The organism is Streptomyces sp. CB00316 (assembly GCF_001905595.1).
GTDB lineage: Bacteria > Actinomycetota > Actinomycetes > Streptomycetales > Streptomycetaceae > Streptomyces.
Window position 1 is genome coordinate 432,801 of the sequence record NZ_LIXI01000003.1, and the last position, 18,235, is coordinate 451,035.

Sequence of the window (18,235 nt, forward strand, 5' to 3'; positions counted from 1 at the left end):
AACAAGCCGGGATTCACTCAAGCCAGGAGGCTTCGGAGCACCTAAACTCCGGGCTCATGCTGCGCGTACTCGCCGTCGACGACGAACCACCCGCCCTGGAGGAGCTCCTGTACCTCCTGCGCGCCGACCCCCGCATCCGCAGCGCCGAAGGTGCCACCGGGGCGACCGAGGCGCTGCGCCGCATCGGCAACGCGGTGGACGCCGGCCCCGACGACCCGTCCGCGATCGACGTCGTCTTCCTCGACATCCACATGGCGGGGCTCACCGGCCTCGATGTCGCCCAGCTCCTCGCCGGATTCGCCTCGCCCCCGCTCATCGTCTTCGTCACCGCGCACGAGGGCTTCGCCGTGCACGCCTTCGACCTCAAGGCCGTCGACTACGTCCTCAAACCGGTCCGCCGCGAACGCCTCGCCGAGGCCGTACGCCGAGTCGCCGAGCAGGTGGGGGAGCGGTCCGCCCCGGTCAACGACACCGCCAGCGACCAGATCCCGGTCGAGCTCGGCGGCGTCATCCGCTTCATCCCGATCGACGAGATCGCGTACGCCGAGGCGCAGGGCGACTACGCCCGGCTGCACACCGCGGCCGGCAGCCACCTCGTCCGCATCCCGCTCACCACCCTGGAGGAGCGCTGGCGCTCGCGCGGTTTCGTCAGGATCCACCGCCGCCACCTCGTGGCGCTGAGCCGGATCGACGAGCTGCGGCTGGACGCCGGAAGCATGAGCGTGCGCATCGGGGAGGCCGAGCTGGCCGTCAGCCGCCGCCACACCCGGGCCCTGCGCGACCTGCTGATGCGCCAGGGCGGCCGCTGACCCGGGCGCCGGCCGACGGCCGCTGAACCGGGCCCGGCAGCCGCCGCTGACCTGGGGCGACCTCCCTCGAAGCCGCTCCGGTCAAGCCTTCCCAGCACCGCCCCCCGCCGCCTACACTCCGAGCCCATGTCACCGGAGACCGCACCCCGGCGCGAAGTCGTCACGGGAGAGCCCCGCCGGGTGCGTCCGCTGCCCCGCTACCGCACCCAGTCGGAGATCGAGGAGCAGACCGCCCTCGGCGGCGCCTACGTCCGCTCGCTGATGCGCGGCCAGCTCCGCGCCGGACTCACCGTCTTCGCCGTGCTCGCCCTCGTCGCGGGCACCCTGCCGCTCCTGTTCGCCGCCCTGAACAGCGCCGCCGTCGTCTGGGCGGTGCTCGGCTTCGCCACCTACCCGCCGCTCACCCTGGCCGCCTGGTGGTACGTGCGCAGGGCGGAGCGCAACGAGCGCGACTTCGCCCGGCTGGTGGAGGGCCGCCCCGCACCGTGAGCACCCCCGACCACACGGCGTCCTGGGTGGCGGTCGCCCTCGTCGTCCTCGCCACCGTCCTCGTCGGCGGCTTCGGCCTGCGCATCTCCCGTACGACCTCCGACTTCTACGTGGCGTCCCGTACCGTGCGGCCCCGGCTCAACGCCGCCGCGATCAGTGGCGAATACCTCTCCGCCGCCTCCTTCCTCGGCGTCGCCGGTCTGGTCCTGCTGCACGGCCCGGACATGCTCTGGTACCCGGTCGGCTACACAGCCGGCTATCTGGTGCTGCTGGTCTTCGTCGCCGCACCGCTGCGCCGCTCGGGGGCGTACACCCTGCCGGACTTCGCCGAGGGGCGGCTCGAATCGCTCCAGGTGCGGCGCCTTGTCAGCATCCTCGTGGTCGGTGCGGGGTGGCTCTACCTCGTCCCGCAGCTCCAGGGCGCCGGGCTGACACTCAAGATCCTCACCGGGGCGCCCGGCTGGCTCGGCGACGTACTCGTGGCGACCGTGGTGATGGTCGCCGTGGCGGCGGGCGGGATGCGGTCCATCACCTTCGTCCAGGTCTTCCAGTACTGGCTCAAGCTCACCGCCCTCCTGGTGCCCGCCGTCTTCCTCGTCCTCGCCTGGCAGGGCGACGGCAGGCCCCGGGTCAGCTTCGACGACCAGTTCGCCGTCTTCCGCGCCGACCACCCGCTCTACGCGACGTACGGGCTCATCGTGGCGACCTTCCTCGGCACCATGGGGCTGCCGCACGTCGTCGTCCGCTTCTACACCAGCCCCAATGGCCGCGACGCCCGCCGCACCACCGTCGCCGTCCTCGCCCTGGTCGGCCTCTTCTATCTGCTGCCGCCCATCTACGGGGCGCTGGGCCGGCTGTACGCCCCCGAGCTGCGGCACGGCGGAGACGCGGACGCCGCCGTCCTCCTGCTGCCCGCCCGGGTCATCGGAGGGTTCGGCGGCGACCTGCTCGGTGCACTGATCGCGGGCGGGGCGTTCGCCGCGTTCCTCTCCACCGCGTCGGGGCTCACCATGGCCGTCGCCGGGGTCATCACCCAGGACGTGCTGTCCTCGCGAGGGGTACGCCACTTCCGGCTCGCCACCGTCCTCGCCATCGCCGTGCCACTCACCGGTTCGCTGCTGGTCAGCCGGGTGCCGGTGGCCGACGCGGTGGGCATGGCCTTCGCCGTCTCCGCGTCCTCCTTCTGCCCGCTGCTCGTCCTCGGCATCTGGTGGCGCCGCCTCACGCCGCCCGGCGCGATCGCGGGGCTCCTCCTCGGCGGCGGGTCCGCCCTGCTCGCCGTCGCGATCACGGTGAGCGGTGCTGTACGTCCGCCCGGCTGGCCGCACGCCCTGCTCGCCTGGCCCGCCGTCTGGTCCGTCCCCGTGGGGTTCCTCGCGATGATCCTCGTCTCGCTCGCGACCCCGGGGCGGATACCGCCGGGCACCAACGCGGCCATGACCCGCTTCCACCTCCCCGAGGCGCTCACCTCGGCTCGCGCCGCCGGGAGGGAACGATGACGGGCGCCGGGGTCGCCGTCCTCGTCGTCCTGGTGGCGCTGCTGCTCGGTACGGGGTTCCTGCTGGGCCGCCGCACCGCCCGCCCGGTCCGCCCGAGCGATGTCGGCACCCCCGTCGAGCACGCCACCTTCGAGACCCTGCACACCGCCTCCCTCGCCGCGCCCCCGCTGCGCGCCGGCCTCACCGAGGAGAGCGCCCGGCGCTCGGCCCGCCGGCTGCGCTCCCTGCTCGGCACCGACGCCCTCTGCCTCACCGACCGGGAGCGTGTCCTGGTCTGGGACGGCGCCGGACACCATCACGGCAAGGACGTGATGGGCCACATCGAGCAGCTGCTGGAGGGCGGGCGCGGCACGGCCTTCGACAGCGGCTGCGCCGACCTCGACTGCCCCCTGCGCTGGGCGGTCGCCGTCCCGCTCACCGTGGAGAACCGGGTCCTGGGCGCGCTCGTCGCCTACGCCCCGCGCGAGTCGGCGGTGCTGGCCCGGGCTGCGGGGGAGGTGGCGCGCTGGGTCTGCGTACAGCTGGAGCTGGCCGAGCTGGACCGCTCCCGTACGCAGCTCATCGAGGCCGAGATCAAGGCGCTACGGGCGCAGATCTCCCCGCACTTCATCTTCAACTCCCTCGCCGCCATCGCCTCGTTCGTCCGCACCGACCCTGAGCAGGCGCGCGAACTGCTCCTGGAGTTCGCCGACTTCACCCGCTACTCCTTTCGGCGGCACGGCGAGTTCACCACCCTGGCCGACGAACTCCACTCCATAGACCAGTATTTGGCCCTGGTCCGCGCCCGCTTCGGCAAACGTCTCTCCGTCACCCTCCAGGTGGCCCCCGAGGTGCTGCCGGTCGCCCTGCCCTTCCTCTGCCTCCAGCCGCTGGTCGAGAACGCCGTGAAGCACGGGCTGGAGGGAGCCGTCACCCCGTCCCGCGAACGGCCGGCGGACGCCCCCTTCCGGATCACCATCAGCGCGCTCGACGCAGGATCGGAGGCCGAGGTCGTCATCGAGGACAACGGCGGCGGCATGGACCCCGACCGGCTGCGGCGCATCCTGCGCGGCGAGGCCACCATCTCCACCGGCATCGGCCTGCTCAACGTGGACGAGAGGCTGCGCCAGGTGTACGGGGACGGGTACGGGCTCGTCATCGAGACCGGGATCGGCGCGGGCATGAAGATCACGCTCCGGCTGCCCAAGTACCGCGCGGGAGTGCACGGTTCATGAGCCGAGCCGTGCCCGACCCCTGCGACCTGGTGCGCAGGAGAGCGGAGGCTGCTGACAGGCTGCGGGCGGATTCGCAGTGATCTTCCCTCCCGGCCCGAGGAGCAGCCACGGCGGCACCTTGTTCGAGCGGGCCTACGGTCTGCTGTCCCTGGCCCCGTGGCGCTGTTCGTGGTGGTCACCGCGCTCGCCTCCGCGATCCTGCGCCCCGCGCGACGGTGAGGCCTCGCGGGTCGTGCTCGCCCACGTCATCGCCACCGGATCAGCACAGATGCACGGCCAAATGCCCCAGGGGCAGGCCAAGTTGCCAGGCGGGGGTCCACACCTGGACCTCCCCCTCCTCGTGCGCGCCGCCGGCCACCGGCTCCCAGGGCGCGGGCACGATCGCGTCGAGGTCCGCCGCGAGCAGCTCGGTCTCCTCCAGCCACCGCCAGGCCGCCCGGGCCAGCGCCACGTCGGGGTCGCCGGGCCCGGCCCGCCGCTCGCAATCCACGAGCCGCTCGCAGACCCAGCTCCGCCAGGTGGCCCCGTACGCCGTGAGCACCCGCAGCTCGTCGACGCGCGCCTCGGACAGCGCGCCGGAGACCGGGACCTCCCTCAGGAGGCCGGAGAGGAAGATCGTGAGGGCGAGCGCGTCGCGCCCGGCCCGGAACTCCAGGGTCGTCGGCTCCATCAGGTCGCCGGTGCGTAACAGCTCATCCGCGACGTACTCGGTGTACAGCCAGGCCATCGGTACCGGCAGCCCGCCCCCACCGGTCCCATCCGTGTCCTCGCAACGCATCCCCTCTCGCCTCTTTCCTTGCTCGGTACCGGGCTTCACGCAGCATTGAACCGGGGGCGGACGCCCCGCGTGGGCAGAAGCGGAGGATCGCCCAGGAGATGCGAGGCTGTGAATGAGTGCCGACCCCGGCGACGACCCGCATGTGCGCCTGCTGCTGGGCGCGTATGTCCTGGACGCTCTGGACGCGGGGGAGACCTGCCGGGTCGCCCGCCACCTCCAGCGCTGCGACGCCTGTGCCCGGGACTATGTGGAGGTGGCGGAGGCCTCGGCCCTGCTCGCGCTGTTGCGGGCGGAGGACCTCCGTGAGTAGCCGGGCAGATTGCGTGAGAGCAGCCGCAGGGCGTAGTACGAACGGGACTTCACGGTCCCGGCGGGGATGCCGAGCGCCTCGGCGGTCTCGCCGACGCTCAGCCCGTGGAAGTAGATCTGCACCAGCACCGCACGGTGCTCGGGGCTGAGCGTGCGCACCGCCTCGCGGACGTCCAGTGCGCGGACGGCGGAGTCCGCGGTGTCCTGGTCGGCCGGGGTGCTCTCCAGCACGAGGTCGCTGACCTCGGTGGGGCGCGCCTGGCGGGAGCGCCGGGCGTCGATGGCGAGGCGGCGGCCGACGGTGAAGAGCCAGGGCCGCATCGACTCGTAGGGCGCGTCGAAGGCCTCCGGGTGCTGCCAGGCGCGTACCAGGGTCTCCTGCACCAGGTCCTCGGCCCGCTGCCGGTCACCGAAGGTCAGGCCCAGCAGGAAGTGGAAGAGGGCGGGGCCGTGTTCCCGCTGCAACTCCGCGATGGCCCGCTCATCGGTCGTCGTCGTGGTCTTCATGAACGTCCTTTCCCGCGGGAGGCCCCCGGACGGCCTCGCTGCCGCCTGGCGTATACGAACGCATTCGGCGGCGCAGGAACAGGCGGTGCACCGAGGCGTGCGACGAGCGGTCGCTCAGTGCGGCGAATGGTGCGGCGAACGGTCAAGGGGCCGTCGGGGTCGGACGTTACGACCAGTTCAGCTAGGTATGCGGCAATGCTCCTTGCTTCGGCAGTATGACGATATGTGTAGTCGGATGGTCGCATTCATCCGAACATGGAGTCGAGCAGATGACGCAGCGCATCCGACCGGGCGCCGTGGCCGCCCTCGCCCTCCTGCTCGCCGCGGCCACCGGCTGCACGGGCCAGCAGCCCCAGGCGCCCGTCCCGAGCGCACCACCCACCGCCGCCGGGGGCGCGGGCGGCCAGGACGCCGACGTGCCCCGCCCCTTCACGCTCCTCGCCTCGGGCGATGTCCTGCCGCACTCCTCCGTCATCGACCGGGCGGCGGCCGACGCGGCCGGGCAGGGCTACGACTTCACCCCGATGCTCAAGGCGGCGGCACCCGTCGTCTCCCGCGCCGACCTGGCCATCTGCCACATGGAGACGGTGTACGGGAAGGACGGCGGCCCCTACACCGGCTACCCCAGCTTCAAGTCACCGCCCGAGGTCGCCACCGCCCTGCGCGCCACCGGCTACGACTCCTGCTCCACCGCCTCCAACCACACCCTGGACGACGGGGCCGAAGGCGTCCGCCGCACCCTGGGAGCCCTGGACGCGGCAGGCATCCGCCACGCCGGATCCGCCCGCTCCGCCGCCGAGGCCGCCCGCCCCACGATCCTGCCGACGGGGCCGGGGAGGAAGGCGGCGAAGGTCGCCCATCTCGCGTACACCTACGGCACCAACGACATCCCGCTGCCCGCCGGGAAGCCGTGGACGGTCAACGTGACCGACGAGCGGAAGATCGTGGCGGAGGCGAGGAAGGCCCGGCGGGCGGGCGCCGACGTCGTCGTGCTCTCCGCGCACTGGGGCACCGAATGGCAGGACGAACCGGACGCCGGGCAGCTGGAGTCGGCCGAGCGGCTCACCGCCTCCCAGGACCGCGGCCGCCCCGACATCGACCTCATCATCGGCACGCACGCCCACGTCCCCCAGGCGTACGAGAAGGTCAACGGCACCTGGGTCGTCTACGGCATGGGCGACCAGATCGCCGGCGCGATGATCAACTACCGGGGCGTCCAGGACCCGCGCGGCAACCAGAGCTCGATGGGCCGCTTCACCTTCGCGCCGCCCGTGCGGCCGGGCGGGCGCTGGACGGTGAGGAAGGCCGAGTTCGTTCCGCAGTGGTACGACACGGGCACCGGGCGCGTCGTCGACCTCAACACGTCCATCAAGGCCGGCGCCGAGCACCACCGCCAGGTCCGCGACCGGATCCGGGACGTGGTGCTGGGCCGGGGCGCGGCGGCCGACGGCCTCGTGATGGGGGAGTGACCCCGGCCCTGCGAGGGGTCACGGCACCACCGTGACCGGCCAGCGTCCCGCCTTCACCAGCCGGACGGCCACCGAGCCGATGAACCGGTGCCCCGCCGACTCCGACGCCCCCACGACCACGGCGTCGGCGGTGAGTTCGTCGGCCGCCGTCACCAGTCCGTTGTACGGGTCGCCGCGGAAGGTGTGGAACTCCCAGCGCACGTCCCAGGTGTCCTTCAGCCGCTCCGCCGATGCCCGGATCTCGTCTGCCAGCTCCTGGGCGACCTCGCCCGTGGTGTCGCCGACGGGCACACCCAGAGCGGCGCCCGAGGGGATCACGGGCTGGACGTAGACGAGGACCAGCCTGGCGTTCTGCCGCCGGGCGAGACCGGCGGCGTAGGCGGCCGCGCGCATGGACGAGTCGGACCCGTCGAGCCCCGCGACGATCACCTTGGGCCCGTCCGTACCGCGTTCGAACTGATGAGGCTGCTGCTCTGTCACGGCTCCGAGGCTATCGGCTCGCCCGGAAGCCGTGGAGGAGGGCCTGCGGCCTCGGCAGGCCGCTGCGTCGAATGGGTACAAAACGGTCAGCCCGCGGTGTCGTCGGCCGGGACGGGAGCCCGGCCGTGCGAGCAGTTGGCCATGAGAAGTGATCACATCCGGCCCGACCGCCGCACCCTGCTGAAGGTCGCCCTCGGCCTCGGGGCCGCCACCACCCTGCATCTGATCGCCGCCGATCCGGCCTCGACGCCCAGCCGCCCCGCACGGGCCGCGGGCACCCCGCCCGCCGCGGCCGCCGGGCCGCCCGCCGGCCTGCCCGGCCGGCCGCCCGCGTACCGCCTGCAGCCCATGACTGCGGGCTCCCCGCCCCGCTTCCGGCCGGCCAGACCCCCGGTGCGGACCCGGCCCTTCGAGGAGCTCCCCGGCCTCGGGCACTCGATGGTGCTCAGCTTCGACGACGGCCCCGACGCCCGCTACACCCCGGACATCCTGGCCACCCTGCGCAAGCACAAGGTCCGCGCGATGTTCTTCGTCTGCGGCGAGATGGCCGACGCCAGCCCGAACCTGCTGCGCGAGATGGCGGACGACGGCCATGTCGTGGGCAACCACTCCTGGTCGCACCCGCTGATCCCGGGGCTCTCCCGCGCCGCGATCCGCGACGAGCTCGGCCGCACCAGCGACGTCGTCGAGACGGTGCTCGGCACCGCGCCGCTCTGGTACCGGGCCCCGTACGGCGCGTGGAACCGCAACTCCTTCGAGATCGGCGCCGACCTCGGCATGGAGCCGATGGCCTGGACCGTCGACACCCTCGACTGGACCACCCCGGGGACGGGCACCATCGTCAGCCGGGTGCTGGACGGGGCGGCACCCGGAGTGGTCGTCCTCTCGCACGACGCGGGCGGCAACCGGTCCCAGAGCGTCGAGGCCCTGCGGCGCTACCTCCCCCGGCTGCTGGAGGAGGGCTACCGCGTCACGGTGCCGCAGCGGGTCTGAGAGGCCGGTCCGCCCGGGGGGCGGTTCCCGCCGGATACGGTGCCTCCGGCGCGCGCCCGGGGTGCCGCTCCGGGCGGGGCGTACGCCCTGGCGGGCAACCCGGCGGCTCCGGCCGGCGTGCTGCTGAGGCTGCCGGCACTGAACGACCGGTCGATCACCTATCGGCTCTCGTACCACCCCGCGCTGCCCGGTGAGGTCGCCGAGGCCATGCTCACCCACCCCGAGCGCTGGGTGCGGCACCGGCTGGGCGAGAGCTTCACCGCCGCTCCCGAACTGCGGGCCCGGCTCCTGGACGGACCGGCGTCCGACGCGATGGCGGTCGCGATCGGCCCCAACCCCTACCGTATCCGGGCGCCGCTGCTGCCCGCGGCGGGCGGCCGCCCGCGACCCGCGGGGCCCGGACTGCTGGAACTCCTGGCGGACCCCGGCACGGAGATGGCCGCGGCGGCCAACCCCGCGCTGCCGCCCGCAGAGATGGCCGTGCTCCCGGACCGGCAGGGCATCCCCCGCTGAACCGCGCGGTGCGCTGCCGAAGGGGGCGCCGCCGTACGCGCGAGGTCAGCGCGTCTCGACGAGCCGGGCGAAGACCACCACGTTCCCGTCGTAGCCGCCGGCCTTCGAGTAGCCCCCGCCGCAGGTGATCACCCGGAGCTCCGCATGGCCCGTGTCGCCGTAGACCCGGGCGCCGGGGAAGTCGTTCTTGGAGAAGACCTCCACCCCGTAGACCTCGAAGACGCCGCCCCGGCCGTCGTAGCGCTCCACCTCGACGCGGTGGCCCTTCTGGAGCGAGCCGAGGCCGTAGAAGACCGCGGGCCCGGAGTTGTTGTCGACATGGCCGACGACCACGGAGGTGCCGCGCTGCCCGGGCGCGATGCCGTTCTGGTACCAGCCGGCGAGGTTGGGGTCCTCGGCCGGCGGGGCGTCGATCCAGCCGTTGGCGTCCAGGTTGACGTCGATGATCGGGGCGTCCACGTTGATGGTCGGGATCTTCACCCGGGAGGCGGGGGCGTACGGCAGCGGCTGCACCGGCTCGCCCTCCACCGGCGCCCCCGCGGCGTCGCCGCTCAGGTCCAGCGAGGCGGCGGCCGCGGGCTGCGGCGGGCCCTCCTCCCCGAACTCCGCGCCGTTGCGCAGGAGGGCGAGGCCCGTGAGCATGACCAGGGCGACGGCGCCCCACGGCACGCGTCTGGTCCGCTCGGCGCCAGCGTAGTCCCGGCCCATGGTGCTCCCTTCGTCGCGACGCTTGGAACGTTAGGGGCGGTGCGGCCGGGCGGCGATCAGGGAGAGGCGAACGGGTGGCGGCGCTACCCGGGCCTCCGGGGTGGCGGCGTGCGGGCCCCGGGGTGGCTGCCCTTCGGAGTAATGAGCAGATAAAACTTCTGATGGCCTGTGACCTGCGGCTCCGTCAGATCCAGGGGCCTCCGTACGGCGTGTCGCGTCACCGGGGTGGAGCAGCGCCGAAGTGCGATCCGGTGTTCGGCTGGTGAGTGTTCGTCATGGGAGGCGTTCACGTCGATCGATTCCCGGAGGACAGGACTCCGGGGCGTTTCCCACTGGAGGTCCACACGATGCGTGCTTCACGCGCTCTCGCGGTCACCGTGACCGCATTCGCAGCAGTCGGGCTCGCTGCCCCCATGGCCGCCGCCACCAACGGTCCGGTCAACGTCGCCGTCAACCCGCAGGCGGTCCACCAGGGCGGCACGCTGAAGATCACCGCCCGGGGCTGCGGCCACGGTGGCACGGTCTGGTCGAACGCGTTCCCGACGACCAGCCTCTCGGCGGGTGACGGCACCAACTACGCCCACGCCCGCGTCCGCAACAACACCACCCCGGGTCACTACCACCTCTCGGTGAAGTGCAGTGACAACGACCGGATCGCGACGCACAAGTTCACCGTGCTCGCCGGCAACGGCGCGCAGGGCGGGCTCGGCGGCTCGATGGGCCCGAACTCCACGGAGATGCAGGTCGGCGGCGGACTGGTGGCCGCGGCGGCCGTCGGTGGCGCGGTCTTCCTCGTCCGGCGCCGGCGGACGAGCCATGCGGCCTTCTAGGACGTCGGACCTCCCGCCCGGCCCGATACGCCCGTCGCCCCGAGTCCTGTGGTCAGGACCCGGGGCGACTGTCGTGCGTCCCACCTCGGACTCGCGCCGTCAGTGCCGGCGGCCGGCGCCGCGGCGGCGTGCGAACCAGAGGGTGCCGGTGGCGGCCGCGAGCACGAGGGCCGCGCCCGCCGCGACCTCCACCGTGTTCATGGTGCCGGAGCTGCCGCCGAGTCCGCCGCGCACTCCGCTCGGCGCGATGGCCGTGGAGCTGACGGTCGGGGCCGTGGTCGGAGCGGTCGTGGGCGTCGGGCTGCTGGTGGCGCCCCCGGTGATGGTCAGGTTGACGTTGCGGACGGTGCCGGTGGAGCCGCAGGCGAACGTCACCGCGTAGACCGCGCCCCGCCGGGCGTCCGCGTCGACGGTGGCGGTGGCGGTCGTGCTGCCGCTCGGGATCACGGTCGTGTCGAAGATGCCCGAGGTGACGGTCGTCTCGCCGGTGCACCCGCCGCCGCCGAGGGTCACCCGGCCGCCCGGAGCGATCACCGAGGGGGAGATCGTCGGGTTGAACGTGTTGATGGCCCCGTCCGGTGCGGCACGGGCGGCGGACGGAGCCAGCAGGGTGAGGGCGGTGGCGCCCAGGAGTGCGAGGGGTGCGACACGTATCGCGCGCATGGTGGATCCTCCGGGTTCCCCGAGGGGCAGCTGCGGAACGAATTTCCACATAGCAGGAAAAATGCACCTCGATGCGCGACACGCTAGGAGGGGTGCGGACCGACCGCTATCGGGGTCCGGCGAACGGGTCATTCTGTCCCCCGGCCGGCGCACTCGGCGGTTCACCGGCCGGGGAGACGGTGTATCAGCGGGTGGCCTCCGGGAACAGGTCGAGGAAGGGCTCGGCGGTGGCCGAGATGCCCCGGCCGAAGGGCGCGTCGAAGTCCCAGATGAGGAAGAGCAGGAAGGCGATCAGCGCGCTGAAGAGCCCCGCCAGCAGCAGTTCCCGGAACGTTCTGCGGATCTGGAGGGTGAAGATGAGCCCGACCGTCACCAGCGCCCCGATGATGAGACCGAACCACACCACCCCCGGCATCGTCGCCTCCGCGTTCTGTCCCCGCGAGGTACGGGCGTCGTCCGCCGCCGCCACCTGGTCCACCAGCGGCTGGTAGGCCTGCCCCTCGTGGTCGGTCCGCGGCTCGTAGTCGGTGACGTCCGCGCGCACCCGGTCCAGCAGCTCCGTGCCGCGTTCGGTGAGGGCGCCCTTCTCCGACATCACCTTCCACTCGGTGTCGATGACATGGGTGACGTACGCGTCGACGTCCGCGCGGATGCGGTCGCGGACCTCCGCCGGGTAGACCGAGGACCGGGCCTGCACCTCGTGCAGCGCCTGCGCCTCCAGCCGTACGGACTCCTGGGCGGCGCTGCGGCCCTCCCAGACCCCGGCGATGGCCAGACCCAGCACGATCGCGTAGACCACGCCGATCATCATCGTCATGTACTCGATGACATCGGGTGTCTCGGACGGATCGTCGTCATCGGCGATCCTGCGGTTGTTGAGGACCGCGATGGTGAGGACGACCGCGCAGGCCGACGCCATGGCAATGCTCAGGACGAGCCATTCGGACATGGATATCTCCTCGTCAGCGGGACGATCGGGGCCGCAGCACGGCAACGGCGAAGACCGCAGGGGCGGTGATCAGCAGGGTCGTGGACACCAGGGACGGCCCGCTCCGTGGCTCCTTGCGGGTCGCTTTGCGGTACGTCGGCAGCGCCACGGGCCGGGGCTCCGGCGGCTTCGGCCGCACCGAGGGGGCCGGTGACGGCTTCGGCGCCGGCCTGGGCGCGTGCGCGGCCCGCTGAACGGGCGGCTGCGGAGGAGGTGGTGGTGGCGGCTCCGGTGGAGGTGGCGACGGGGGAGGGGGCGAGGGCGGGGGCGGTGGTTCCGGCGCCGGCGGTGGGGGAGGCGGCGGCTCCGGCGGCTTCGCCGGCTTCGGCGGTGGCGGCGGAGGAGGAGGTAGCGGCGGTGGTGGTGGCGGAGGAGGAGGTAGCGGCGGTGGTGGTGGCGGTTCCGGTGGGGTGACCGCCGCGCAGTTTCCGCTGCCCGCCACGGCGACCGCGGTGCTGCCGTCGTCCTGCCCGATGGTGGCCACCGCGCAGGCGTCGGCGGTCGCGGGCTGCGGTACGGCTATCAGCCAGACGAGTGCGGCGGCTGTCGAGAGCCGCCCGATGCGGGATCCGTACACGACCGGGAGCATGATGCACGTCGTCCGGCGACACACGGGACTCCGCGGGGATTCGCCTGATGGTGGGACAAGAAGCCGTTCATGTTTGCGCACGGTTGACGGCCCGCCAGGCACCCTTGGCCACCGCCCAGATGAGCGTCCCGCCGAATTCTTCTCGCCCCGCGTTGAACACAGGCCCCGTCACGCCGCGTACCTAGGGCCATGGACGGCGCGGCCTCGCGTCTCCATCGCAGCGATACGACGACGTACTACGGGAGTCGACATGAACACCTGGCGCAACGCCTCGCTCGCGGTCACCGCCGCAGCCCTTTTGACGCTGACGACGGCGTGCGGTCAGGAGCAGGGCACGGCATCGCCCAACGGCCAGGCGGTGGGCAACGCTGCCCCGGCACAGCAGCCGGCCGAGAGCGGCTACGGCTCGAACGGCGGTGGCTACGGCTCCGGCGCGGACGTCGCGGCCCCGAAGGAGGCGGGTCAGCTCGCCGTACAGGACAGCAAGAAGCTCGGGAAGGTGCTCACCGACAGCGAGGGGTTCACGCTCTACCGCTTCGACAAGGACACCGCGAAGCCGCCGAAGTCGAACTGCGACGGCGACTGCGCGAGGATCTGGCCGGTCGTGCCCGCCGGCGACGTCACCGCCGCCGCCGGAACCGATGCCTCGCTGTTCGGCGAGGTCGTCCGGACCGACGGCTCGAAGCAACTGACCGTCGACGGCTGGCCGATGTACCGGTACGCGAAGGACACCGCGCCGGGACAGACCAACGGCCAGGGCGTCGGGGGCACCTGGTTCGCCTCCGCCCCCGACGGGAAGAAGGCGGCGGCCAACGCCGACGGTGCGGCCGTCACCGAACCGGCCGACGCCGCGGGGCTTTCCGTCCGCAAGGACCCGGAACTCGGTGACATCGTGGTGGACAAGCGCGGTATGACGGTTTACCGCTTCACGCAGGACTCCGCGTGGCCGATGAAGACGGCCTGCACCGGCGACTGCCTCAAGAAGTGGCCGGTTGTCGCCCCTGTGTCCAAAAACTCGGTGGAAGGCGTGACGAAGAAGGGATTCGTCACTTTCGACCGCCCCGACGGGATCAAGCAGCAGACCATCGACTGCTGGCCCATCTACACGTTCGCCGGGGACGAGAAGCCGGGTGACGTCAACGGCCAGGGAGTCGGCGGTACGTGGTTCGCGGTCTCACCCGACTCCAAGCTCGTCAAGACCACGAAGTAACCGCCCAGTAGCTCCCAAGTGGCCCCCAACCACAGGGAATCGGTGAGTGAAGTGCCGGTCCGTCGCTGCATGTGTACGCGCAGCGACGGACCGGCCGTTGTGGCCACCGCAGTGTGACCAATAACGGATCCCTAATTTCCGTTTCCGCTCGCTCTCCTGGCGGTCGATCAGTAGCCTCTGGTCAACACTGACCATGAACATGGCCGGATCGCCGTGGCGACTTGTTGGAGACATCGATGGAGCGTCCCGCCTGGGCACCACAAGGCATAGATATCTCGGTGCCGAGCGTGTCCCGCATGTACGACTTCTATCTGGGCGGATCGCACAATTTCGAGGTGGACCGGGAAGCCGCTCGGAAGGCCATGGAGTTCCTCCCGGGCCTTCCCAAGATCATGCAGGCGAATCGGGCCTTTATGCGCCGGGCCGTGCGGTACGCGGTCGGCGAGGGGATCGATCAGTTCCTCGACATCGGCTCCGGCATCCCGACCTTCGGCAACGTCCACGAGGTGGCCCAGGCCGCCGACCCGCGGGCCAAGGTGGCGTACGTCGACCACGACCCGGTCGCCGTCGCGCACAGCCAGGCGGTGCTGGAAGGCAACGACCTGGCCGTCATCGCCGCCGCCGACCTGCGCCGGCCCAAGGAGATCCTGGCGAACCCGGCGATCACCGGACTCCTCGACCTGGACCGCCCGGTGGCCCTGCTGCTCGTCGCGGTGCTCCACTTCATCGAGGACGCCGACGATCCGCGCTCGGCGGTCGCCGAACTGCGCGAGGCACTGGCCCCGGGCAGCCTCGTCATCCTGACCCACGCCTCGTACGAGGGCATCCCGCTCTCCAAGGAGGAGGCGGACGGCACGGTCGGCGTCTACCGGAACATCCGCAACCCGCTCATCATGCGGACGCGCGAGGAGATCGGCGCGTTCTTCGAGGGGTACGAGATGGTGGAGCCCGGCCTCGTGTCGATGCCCGAGTGGCGCCCGGAGACCCCGCAGTCCCCGGAGCAGGAAGACCCGTACGCCTTCTCGGGCTTCGGCGGGGTCGGGCGTAAGGCGTGAGTATTCCCGCCCAGGCCTCCGGTGAGCAGGACGCGGAACCGGACGGGCCGGAAGGCCGGCTCCGGAGATTCGCCACGATCTGGAGCCGGGCCATCTTCCCCCTGACGGCCACCTCCCTGACCCGCCCGGAGTTCGAGCAGCACCTGCTGCCGCTGGCCCGCGAGCTCAGCCTCACCCTGCACGCCCACCCGTTCGACGCCTCGCCCGCCGCCCGGATCGGCGCGGCGCTGGTCGACGCGCACTGCACCGACCCGGACGCCCTCAGCTCCACGCTCGGCGTCGTCGACTCCTACCTCGTGCTGTACTGCGGCGGCAACGGTCCGGGGGAGCTGTCCACCGAGGACGCCCGTGCCCGGTGCGCCCGGATCCAGCACACCCTCGCCTCCGGCTTCTCCCAGGCCCTGCGCGAGCGGACCCTCGCCGAGCAGGAGGCGATCGCCCGCTCGGCGCTCACCGCCCGTTCGGACGCCGAGCAGGCTTTGCACGCCACCGAGGCCCGCTTCCGCGCGGTCTTCAAGGACGCCGCCGTCGGCATCGGCATCGCCGACCTCGACGGCAACATCCTGGAGATCAACGACACCCTCACCCGGATGTTCGGCGGCCTGGAGTACCACGTCCGCAGCCACAAGGTGAACGAGTGGGTCCACCCCGAGGACTCCCCGCAGGTGTGGAAGTACTACAACGAGCTGGTACGGGGGGAGCGCGACCACTACCGGGTCGAGAAGGCGTACTACCGCAACGACGGCACGGTCCTGTGGACCAACCTCACCGTCTCCCTGCTCCGCGACCCCGAGGGGCGCCCCCAGTACCAGCTGGCGCTGATGGAGGACACCACCGAGCGCCGCCTGCTCAACCTGCGGCTGCGCTACGAGGCCACCCACGACGCGCTCACCGGACTGCCCAACCGGACGCTGTTCTTCGAGCGGCTGGAGAAGGTGCTCTCCGCCAAGGACGCCGCCCGCTTCGGCCTCTGCTACCTGGACCTCGACGGCTTCAAGGCCATCAACGACAGCCTCGGCCACGCGGCCGGCGACCGGCTCCTGGTCGAGGTCGCCGACCGGCTCCAGAGCTGCGCCACCGCACCCGGCGAGATGGTCGCCCGGCTCGGCGGCGACGAGTTCGTGGCCCTCACCACCGGCCCCGGCACCGCCGAGGCGGTGGACGAGCTCGCCGGCCGCATCCTCAACGTGCTCGCCACCCCGATCAGGCTGGACGGCCGCGAGCTGACCGTCCGCGGTTCGATCGGTGTCGTCGAGGGGCCCGCCGGGGAGCGCAGCGCCGCCGAGGTGCTGCGCAGCGCGGACATCACCATGTACCGGGCCAAGGCGGCGGGCGGCAACCGCTTCGAACTCGCCGACGCCGAGGCCGACGCCCGCGCCATCACCCGCCACGGGCTGACCACCGCCCTGCCCGCCGCGCTGGACCGGGGCGAGTTCTTCATCGAGTACCAGCCGCTCGTCCACCTGGGCGACGGCACCGTGCACGGCGCCGAGGCGCTCGTACGGTGGTGCCACCCGCAGCACGGGGTGCTCGGCCCCGACCGGTTCATCCCGCTCGCCGAGCACACCGGGCTGATCGTGCCGCTCGGGCGCTGGGTGCTGGAGGAGTCCGTCCGGCAGGCGAACTTCTGGAAGGAGCGGCACAGCGACGGCGGCCCGCTGCGGATCAACGTCAATCTCTCGCCGACCCAGTTGCACCACCCCCGGCTGGTCGCCGAGACGGTCGACGTACTGGAACGCTCCGGCCTGGAACCGGGAGCCCTGTGCCTGGAGGTCACCGAGTCCGCCCTGATCGGCGCCGACGACGATCTCCTCAAGCCGCTGCGGCAACTCGCGGAGATGGGCGTCGACATCGCGCTCGACGACTTCGGCACCGGCTACTCCAACCTCGCGAACCTGCGGCGGCTGCCGGTGAGCGTCCTCAAGCTGGACCGCTCCTTCACCCGCGGCATGCAGCAGCATCCGGCCGACCCGGTCGACCTGAAGATCGTCGAAGGGATCGTCTCGCTGGCCCACAGCCTGGAGCTCGCCGTCACGGTGGAGGGCGTGGAGACGGGGGCACAGGCCGATCAGCTGCGCCGCCTGGGCTGCGACACCGCCCAGGGGTGGTACTACGCCCGCCCCGGGGCCCCGGACCGCATCCACGCGCTGCTGCTGGCTGACGCGGTCTGAGCGGACGGGCCCGGCCCCCGGTCACCCCACCCCCGGCCCGTGCTCAAGCAGCATCCGCTGGAGCTCCCGGGCCGCCCGGGGCGGGGCCACATCGCTGCGGTGCGCGAGAGCGATCGTGCGCCGCAGCCCGGGTCCGGCCAGCGGGGTCTTCCGCAGGTCATGGCCGGCCCGGCTTGCGGCCATGCTCGGCACCACAGCGATCCCGAGCCCCGCCCGTACGAAACCGAGCACCGCGTCCATCTCGCCGCCCTCCACCGTGAACGAGGGCTCGAACCCCTCCGCGCGACAGGCGGCGAGCGTCAGCTCCCGCAGGTTGTAGCCGTGCCGGAACATCACCAGCGGCGCCCCTTCGAGATCCGCGATCCGGACCCGCCCGCCGCGCCCCGGGGCCGGCTCCGCGGCGGACGACACCACCACCAGGTCCTCCTGCAGCAACTCCACCGTGGTGAGCGCGGGCGAGGCGGCGGGCAGCGGCAGCACCACCAGGGCGACGTCGAGTGCCCCGCGCGCCAGCTGCCGTACGAGGTCGTGCGAGCCGCCCTCCTCCAGCAGCAGCCGCACCCCCGGATGGCGGTCGTGGAAGGCGCGCAGCACATCGGGCAGCAGCCCCGTACAGAGGCTCGGCGTCGCCCCGAGCCGCACCCGGCCGCTCCGCAGCTGCACCAGCTCCTGCACCTCGTGGCGCGCGGTCTCCGCGTCCGCGAGGATCCGCCGGGCCAGCGGCAGCAGCGCCTCACCCGCGTCGGTCAGGGCGATGTTGCCCCGGGCCCGGCTGAACAGCTCGGCGCCCAGCTCGCTCTCCAGGGCCCGGATCTGCTGGGAGAGCGAGGGCTGCGAGACGTGCACGGCCTCGGCGGCCCGGGTGAAGTGCCGGGTCTCGGCGACGGCCACGAAATAGGTGAGCTGCTGGAAGTGCATACACCGAGGCTACTGTCGTTCGATAGGCGAAGCCTATGAAGAT

Annotated in this window: 21 protein-coding genes; 14 read left to right on the top strand and 7 right to left on the bottom strand. The window is 72.4% G+C overall.

Annotated elements, in window-relative coordinates:
- The first annotated feature begins 56 nt into the window (after positions 1-56).
- The 4 genes from AMK21_RS09910 to AMK21_RS09925 all read left to right on the top strand — a co-directional run bounded on the left by AMK21_RS09910 (position 57) and on the right by AMK21_RS09925 (position 4,011).
- On the top strand, positions 57-809 hold the full coding sequence (locus tag AMK21_RS09910; protein ID WP_073876304.1) for a LytR/AlgR family response regulator transcription factor: 753 nt from the start codon (positions 57-59) through the stop codon (positions 807-809).
- Positions 810-935: 126 nt separating this feature from the next.
- Positions 936-1,298, top strand: a complete 363-nt coding sequence (locus AMK21_RS09915) for a hypothetical protein (RefSeq protein WP_073876306.1) — start codon at positions 936-938, stop codon at positions 1,296-1,298.
- Positions 1,295-2,797 carry a cation acetate symporter gene (locus AMK21_RS09920; protein WP_073876308.1) on the top strand — a complete coding sequence of 501 codons (1,503 nt, stop codon included), beginning with the start codon at positions 1,295-1,297 and terminating at the stop codon, positions 2,795-2,797. Before AMK21_RS09915 ends, AMK21_RS09920 begins: the two co-directional genes overlap by 4 nt.
- The gene (locus tag AMK21_RS09925) at positions 2,794-4,011 is read left to right on the top strand and encodes a sensor histidine kinase (protein ID WP_073876310.1); all 1,218 of its coding nucleotides are present in this window, start codon (positions 2,794-2,796) and stop codon (positions 4,009-4,011) included. Before AMK21_RS09920 ends, AMK21_RS09925 begins: the two co-directional genes overlap by 4 nt.
- Before the next feature lie 259 nt (positions 4,012-4,270).
- On the opposite strand, the gene AMK21_RS09930 is transcribed toward AMK21_RS09925, so the two are convergent.
- Positions 4,271-4,789: a hypothetical protein gene (locus AMK21_RS09930; protein WP_073876312.1), complete on the bottom strand. Its 519-nt coding sequence runs from the start codon at positions 4,787-4,789 to the stop codon at positions 4,271-4,273.
- Between the two features lie 112 nt (positions 4,790-4,901).
- Here AMK21_RS09930 and AMK21_RS09935 point away from each other — a divergent pair, with 112 nt between their 5' ends.
- Positions 4,902-5,099, top strand: coding sequence for a zf-HC2 domain-containing protein (locus AMK21_RS09935; protein WP_073876314.1), 198 nt, complete (start codon positions 4,902-4,904; stop codon positions 5,097-5,099).
- Here AMK21_RS09935 and AMK21_RS09940 read toward each other — a convergent pair.
- Positions 5,033-5,605, bottom strand: a complete 573-nt coding sequence (locus tag AMK21_RS09940; RefSeq protein WP_073876316.1) for a sigma-70 family RNA polymerase sigma factor — start codon at positions 5,603-5,605, stop codon at positions 5,033-5,035. The genes AMK21_RS09935 and AMK21_RS09940 overlap by 67 nt on opposite strands.
- A gap of 269 nt (positions 5,606-5,874) precedes the next feature.
- On the opposite strand from AMK21_RS09940, the gene AMK21_RS09945 reads away from it, so the two are divergent.
- Positions 5,875-7,074, top strand: a complete 1,200-nt coding sequence (locus tag AMK21_RS09945) for a CapA family protein (protein WP_073876318.1) — start codon at positions 5,875-5,877, stop codon at positions 7,072-7,074.
- Positions 7,075-7,092: 18 nt separating this feature from the next.
- Here AMK21_RS09945 and AMK21_RS09950 read toward each other — a convergent pair whose 3' ends face one another.
- A complete protein-coding gene (locus AMK21_RS09950; protein WP_073876320.1) occupies positions 7,093-7,554 on the bottom strand; it encodes a universal stress protein in 462 nt (153 codons plus the stop codon).
- Positions 7,555-7,695: 141 nt separating this feature from the next.
- On the opposite strand from AMK21_RS09950, the gene AMK21_RS09955 reads away from it, so the two are divergent.
- Together AMK21_RS09955 and AMK21_RS09960 are read left to right on the top strand one after the other, a co-directional pair.
- On the top strand, positions 7,696-8,547 hold the full coding sequence (locus AMK21_RS09955; protein ID WP_073876322.1) for a polysaccharide deacetylase family protein: 852 nt from the start codon (positions 7,696-7,698) through the stop codon (positions 8,545-8,547).
- A 39-nt stretch (positions 8,548-8,586) separates the two neighbouring features.
- Positions 8,587-9,060: a hypothetical protein gene (locus AMK21_RS09960; RefSeq protein ID WP_073876324.1), complete on the top strand. Its 474-nt coding sequence runs from the start codon at positions 8,587-8,589 to the stop codon at positions 9,058-9,060.
- Positions 9,061-9,105: 45 nt separating this feature from the next.
- On the opposite strand, the gene AMK21_RS09965 is transcribed toward AMK21_RS09960, so the two are convergent.
- Positions 9,106-9,768, bottom strand: coding sequence for a class F sortase (locus AMK21_RS09965; protein ID WP_073876326.1), 663 nt, complete (start codon positions 9,766-9,768; stop codon positions 9,106-9,108).
- A gap of 347 nt (positions 9,769-10,115) precedes the next feature.
- Here AMK21_RS09965 and AMK21_RS09970 point away from each other — a divergent pair, with 347 nt between their 5' ends.
- Entirely contained in the window at positions 10,116-10,598 is a 483-nt protein-coding gene (locus AMK21_RS09970; RefSeq protein ID WP_073876328.1) for a hypothetical protein, read from the top strand.
- 99 nt (positions 10,599-10,697) lie between these two features.
- Here the strand turns inward: AMK21_RS09970 and AMK21_RS09975 are convergent, their stop codons facing one another.
- Positions 10,698-11,261: a hypothetical protein gene (locus AMK21_RS09975; protein WP_073876330.1), complete on the bottom strand. Its 564-nt coding sequence runs from the start codon at positions 11,259-11,261 to the stop codon at positions 10,698-10,700.
- Between the two features lie 184 nt (positions 11,262-11,445).
- The gene (locus AMK21_RS09980; protein ID WP_073876332.1) at positions 11,446-12,210 is read right to left on the bottom strand and encodes a DUF4239 domain-containing protein; all 765 of its coding nucleotides are present in this window, start codon (positions 12,208-12,210) and stop codon (positions 11,446-11,448) included.
- A 65-nt stretch (positions 12,211-12,275) separates the two neighbouring features.
- On the opposite strand from AMK21_RS09980, the gene AMK21_RS35070 reads away from it, so the two are divergent.
- From AMK21_RS35070 to AMK21_RS10000, 5 genes are all read left to right on the top strand, one after another.
- Positions 12,276-12,443, top strand: coding sequence for a hypothetical protein (locus tag AMK21_RS35070; RefSeq protein WP_158070711.1), 168 nt, complete (start codon positions 12,276-12,278; stop codon positions 12,441-12,443).
- A 25-nt stretch (positions 12,444-12,468) separates the two neighbouring features.
- Positions 12,469-12,663: a hypothetical protein gene (locus AMK21_RS34805; protein WP_143194849.1), complete on the top strand. Its 195-nt coding sequence runs from the start codon at positions 12,469-12,471 to the stop codon at positions 12,661-12,663.
- A 425-nt stretch (positions 12,664-13,088) separates the two neighbouring features.
- Positions 13,089-14,048 carry an SCO0930 family lipoprotein gene (locus AMK21_RS09990; protein WP_073876336.1) on the top strand — a complete coding sequence of 320 codons (960 nt, stop codon included), beginning with the start codon at positions 13,089-13,091 and terminating at the stop codon, positions 14,046-14,048.
- A 236-nt stretch (positions 14,049-14,284) separates the two neighbouring features.
- The gene (locus AMK21_RS09995) at positions 14,285-15,103 is read left to right on the top strand and encodes an SAM-dependent methyltransferase (protein ID WP_073876338.1); all 819 of its coding nucleotides are present in this window, start codon (positions 14,285-14,287) and stop codon (positions 15,101-15,103) included.
- Positions 15,100-17,274: a putative bifunctional diguanylate cyclase/phosphodiesterase gene (locus tag AMK21_RS10000; protein ID WP_073876340.1), complete on the top strand. Its 2,175-nt coding sequence runs from the start codon at positions 15,100-15,102 to the stop codon at positions 17,272-17,274. Before AMK21_RS09995 ends, AMK21_RS10000 begins: the two co-directional genes overlap by 4 nt.
- 21 nt (positions 17,275-17,295) lie before the next feature.
- Here AMK21_RS10000 and AMK21_RS10005 read toward each other — a convergent pair whose 3' ends face one another.
- Positions 17,296-18,192, bottom strand: coding sequence for a LysR family transcriptional regulator (locus AMK21_RS10005; protein WP_073876342.1), 897 nt, complete (start codon positions 18,190-18,192; stop codon positions 17,296-17,298).
- Between the last annotated feature and the right edge of the window lie 43 nt (positions 18,193-18,235).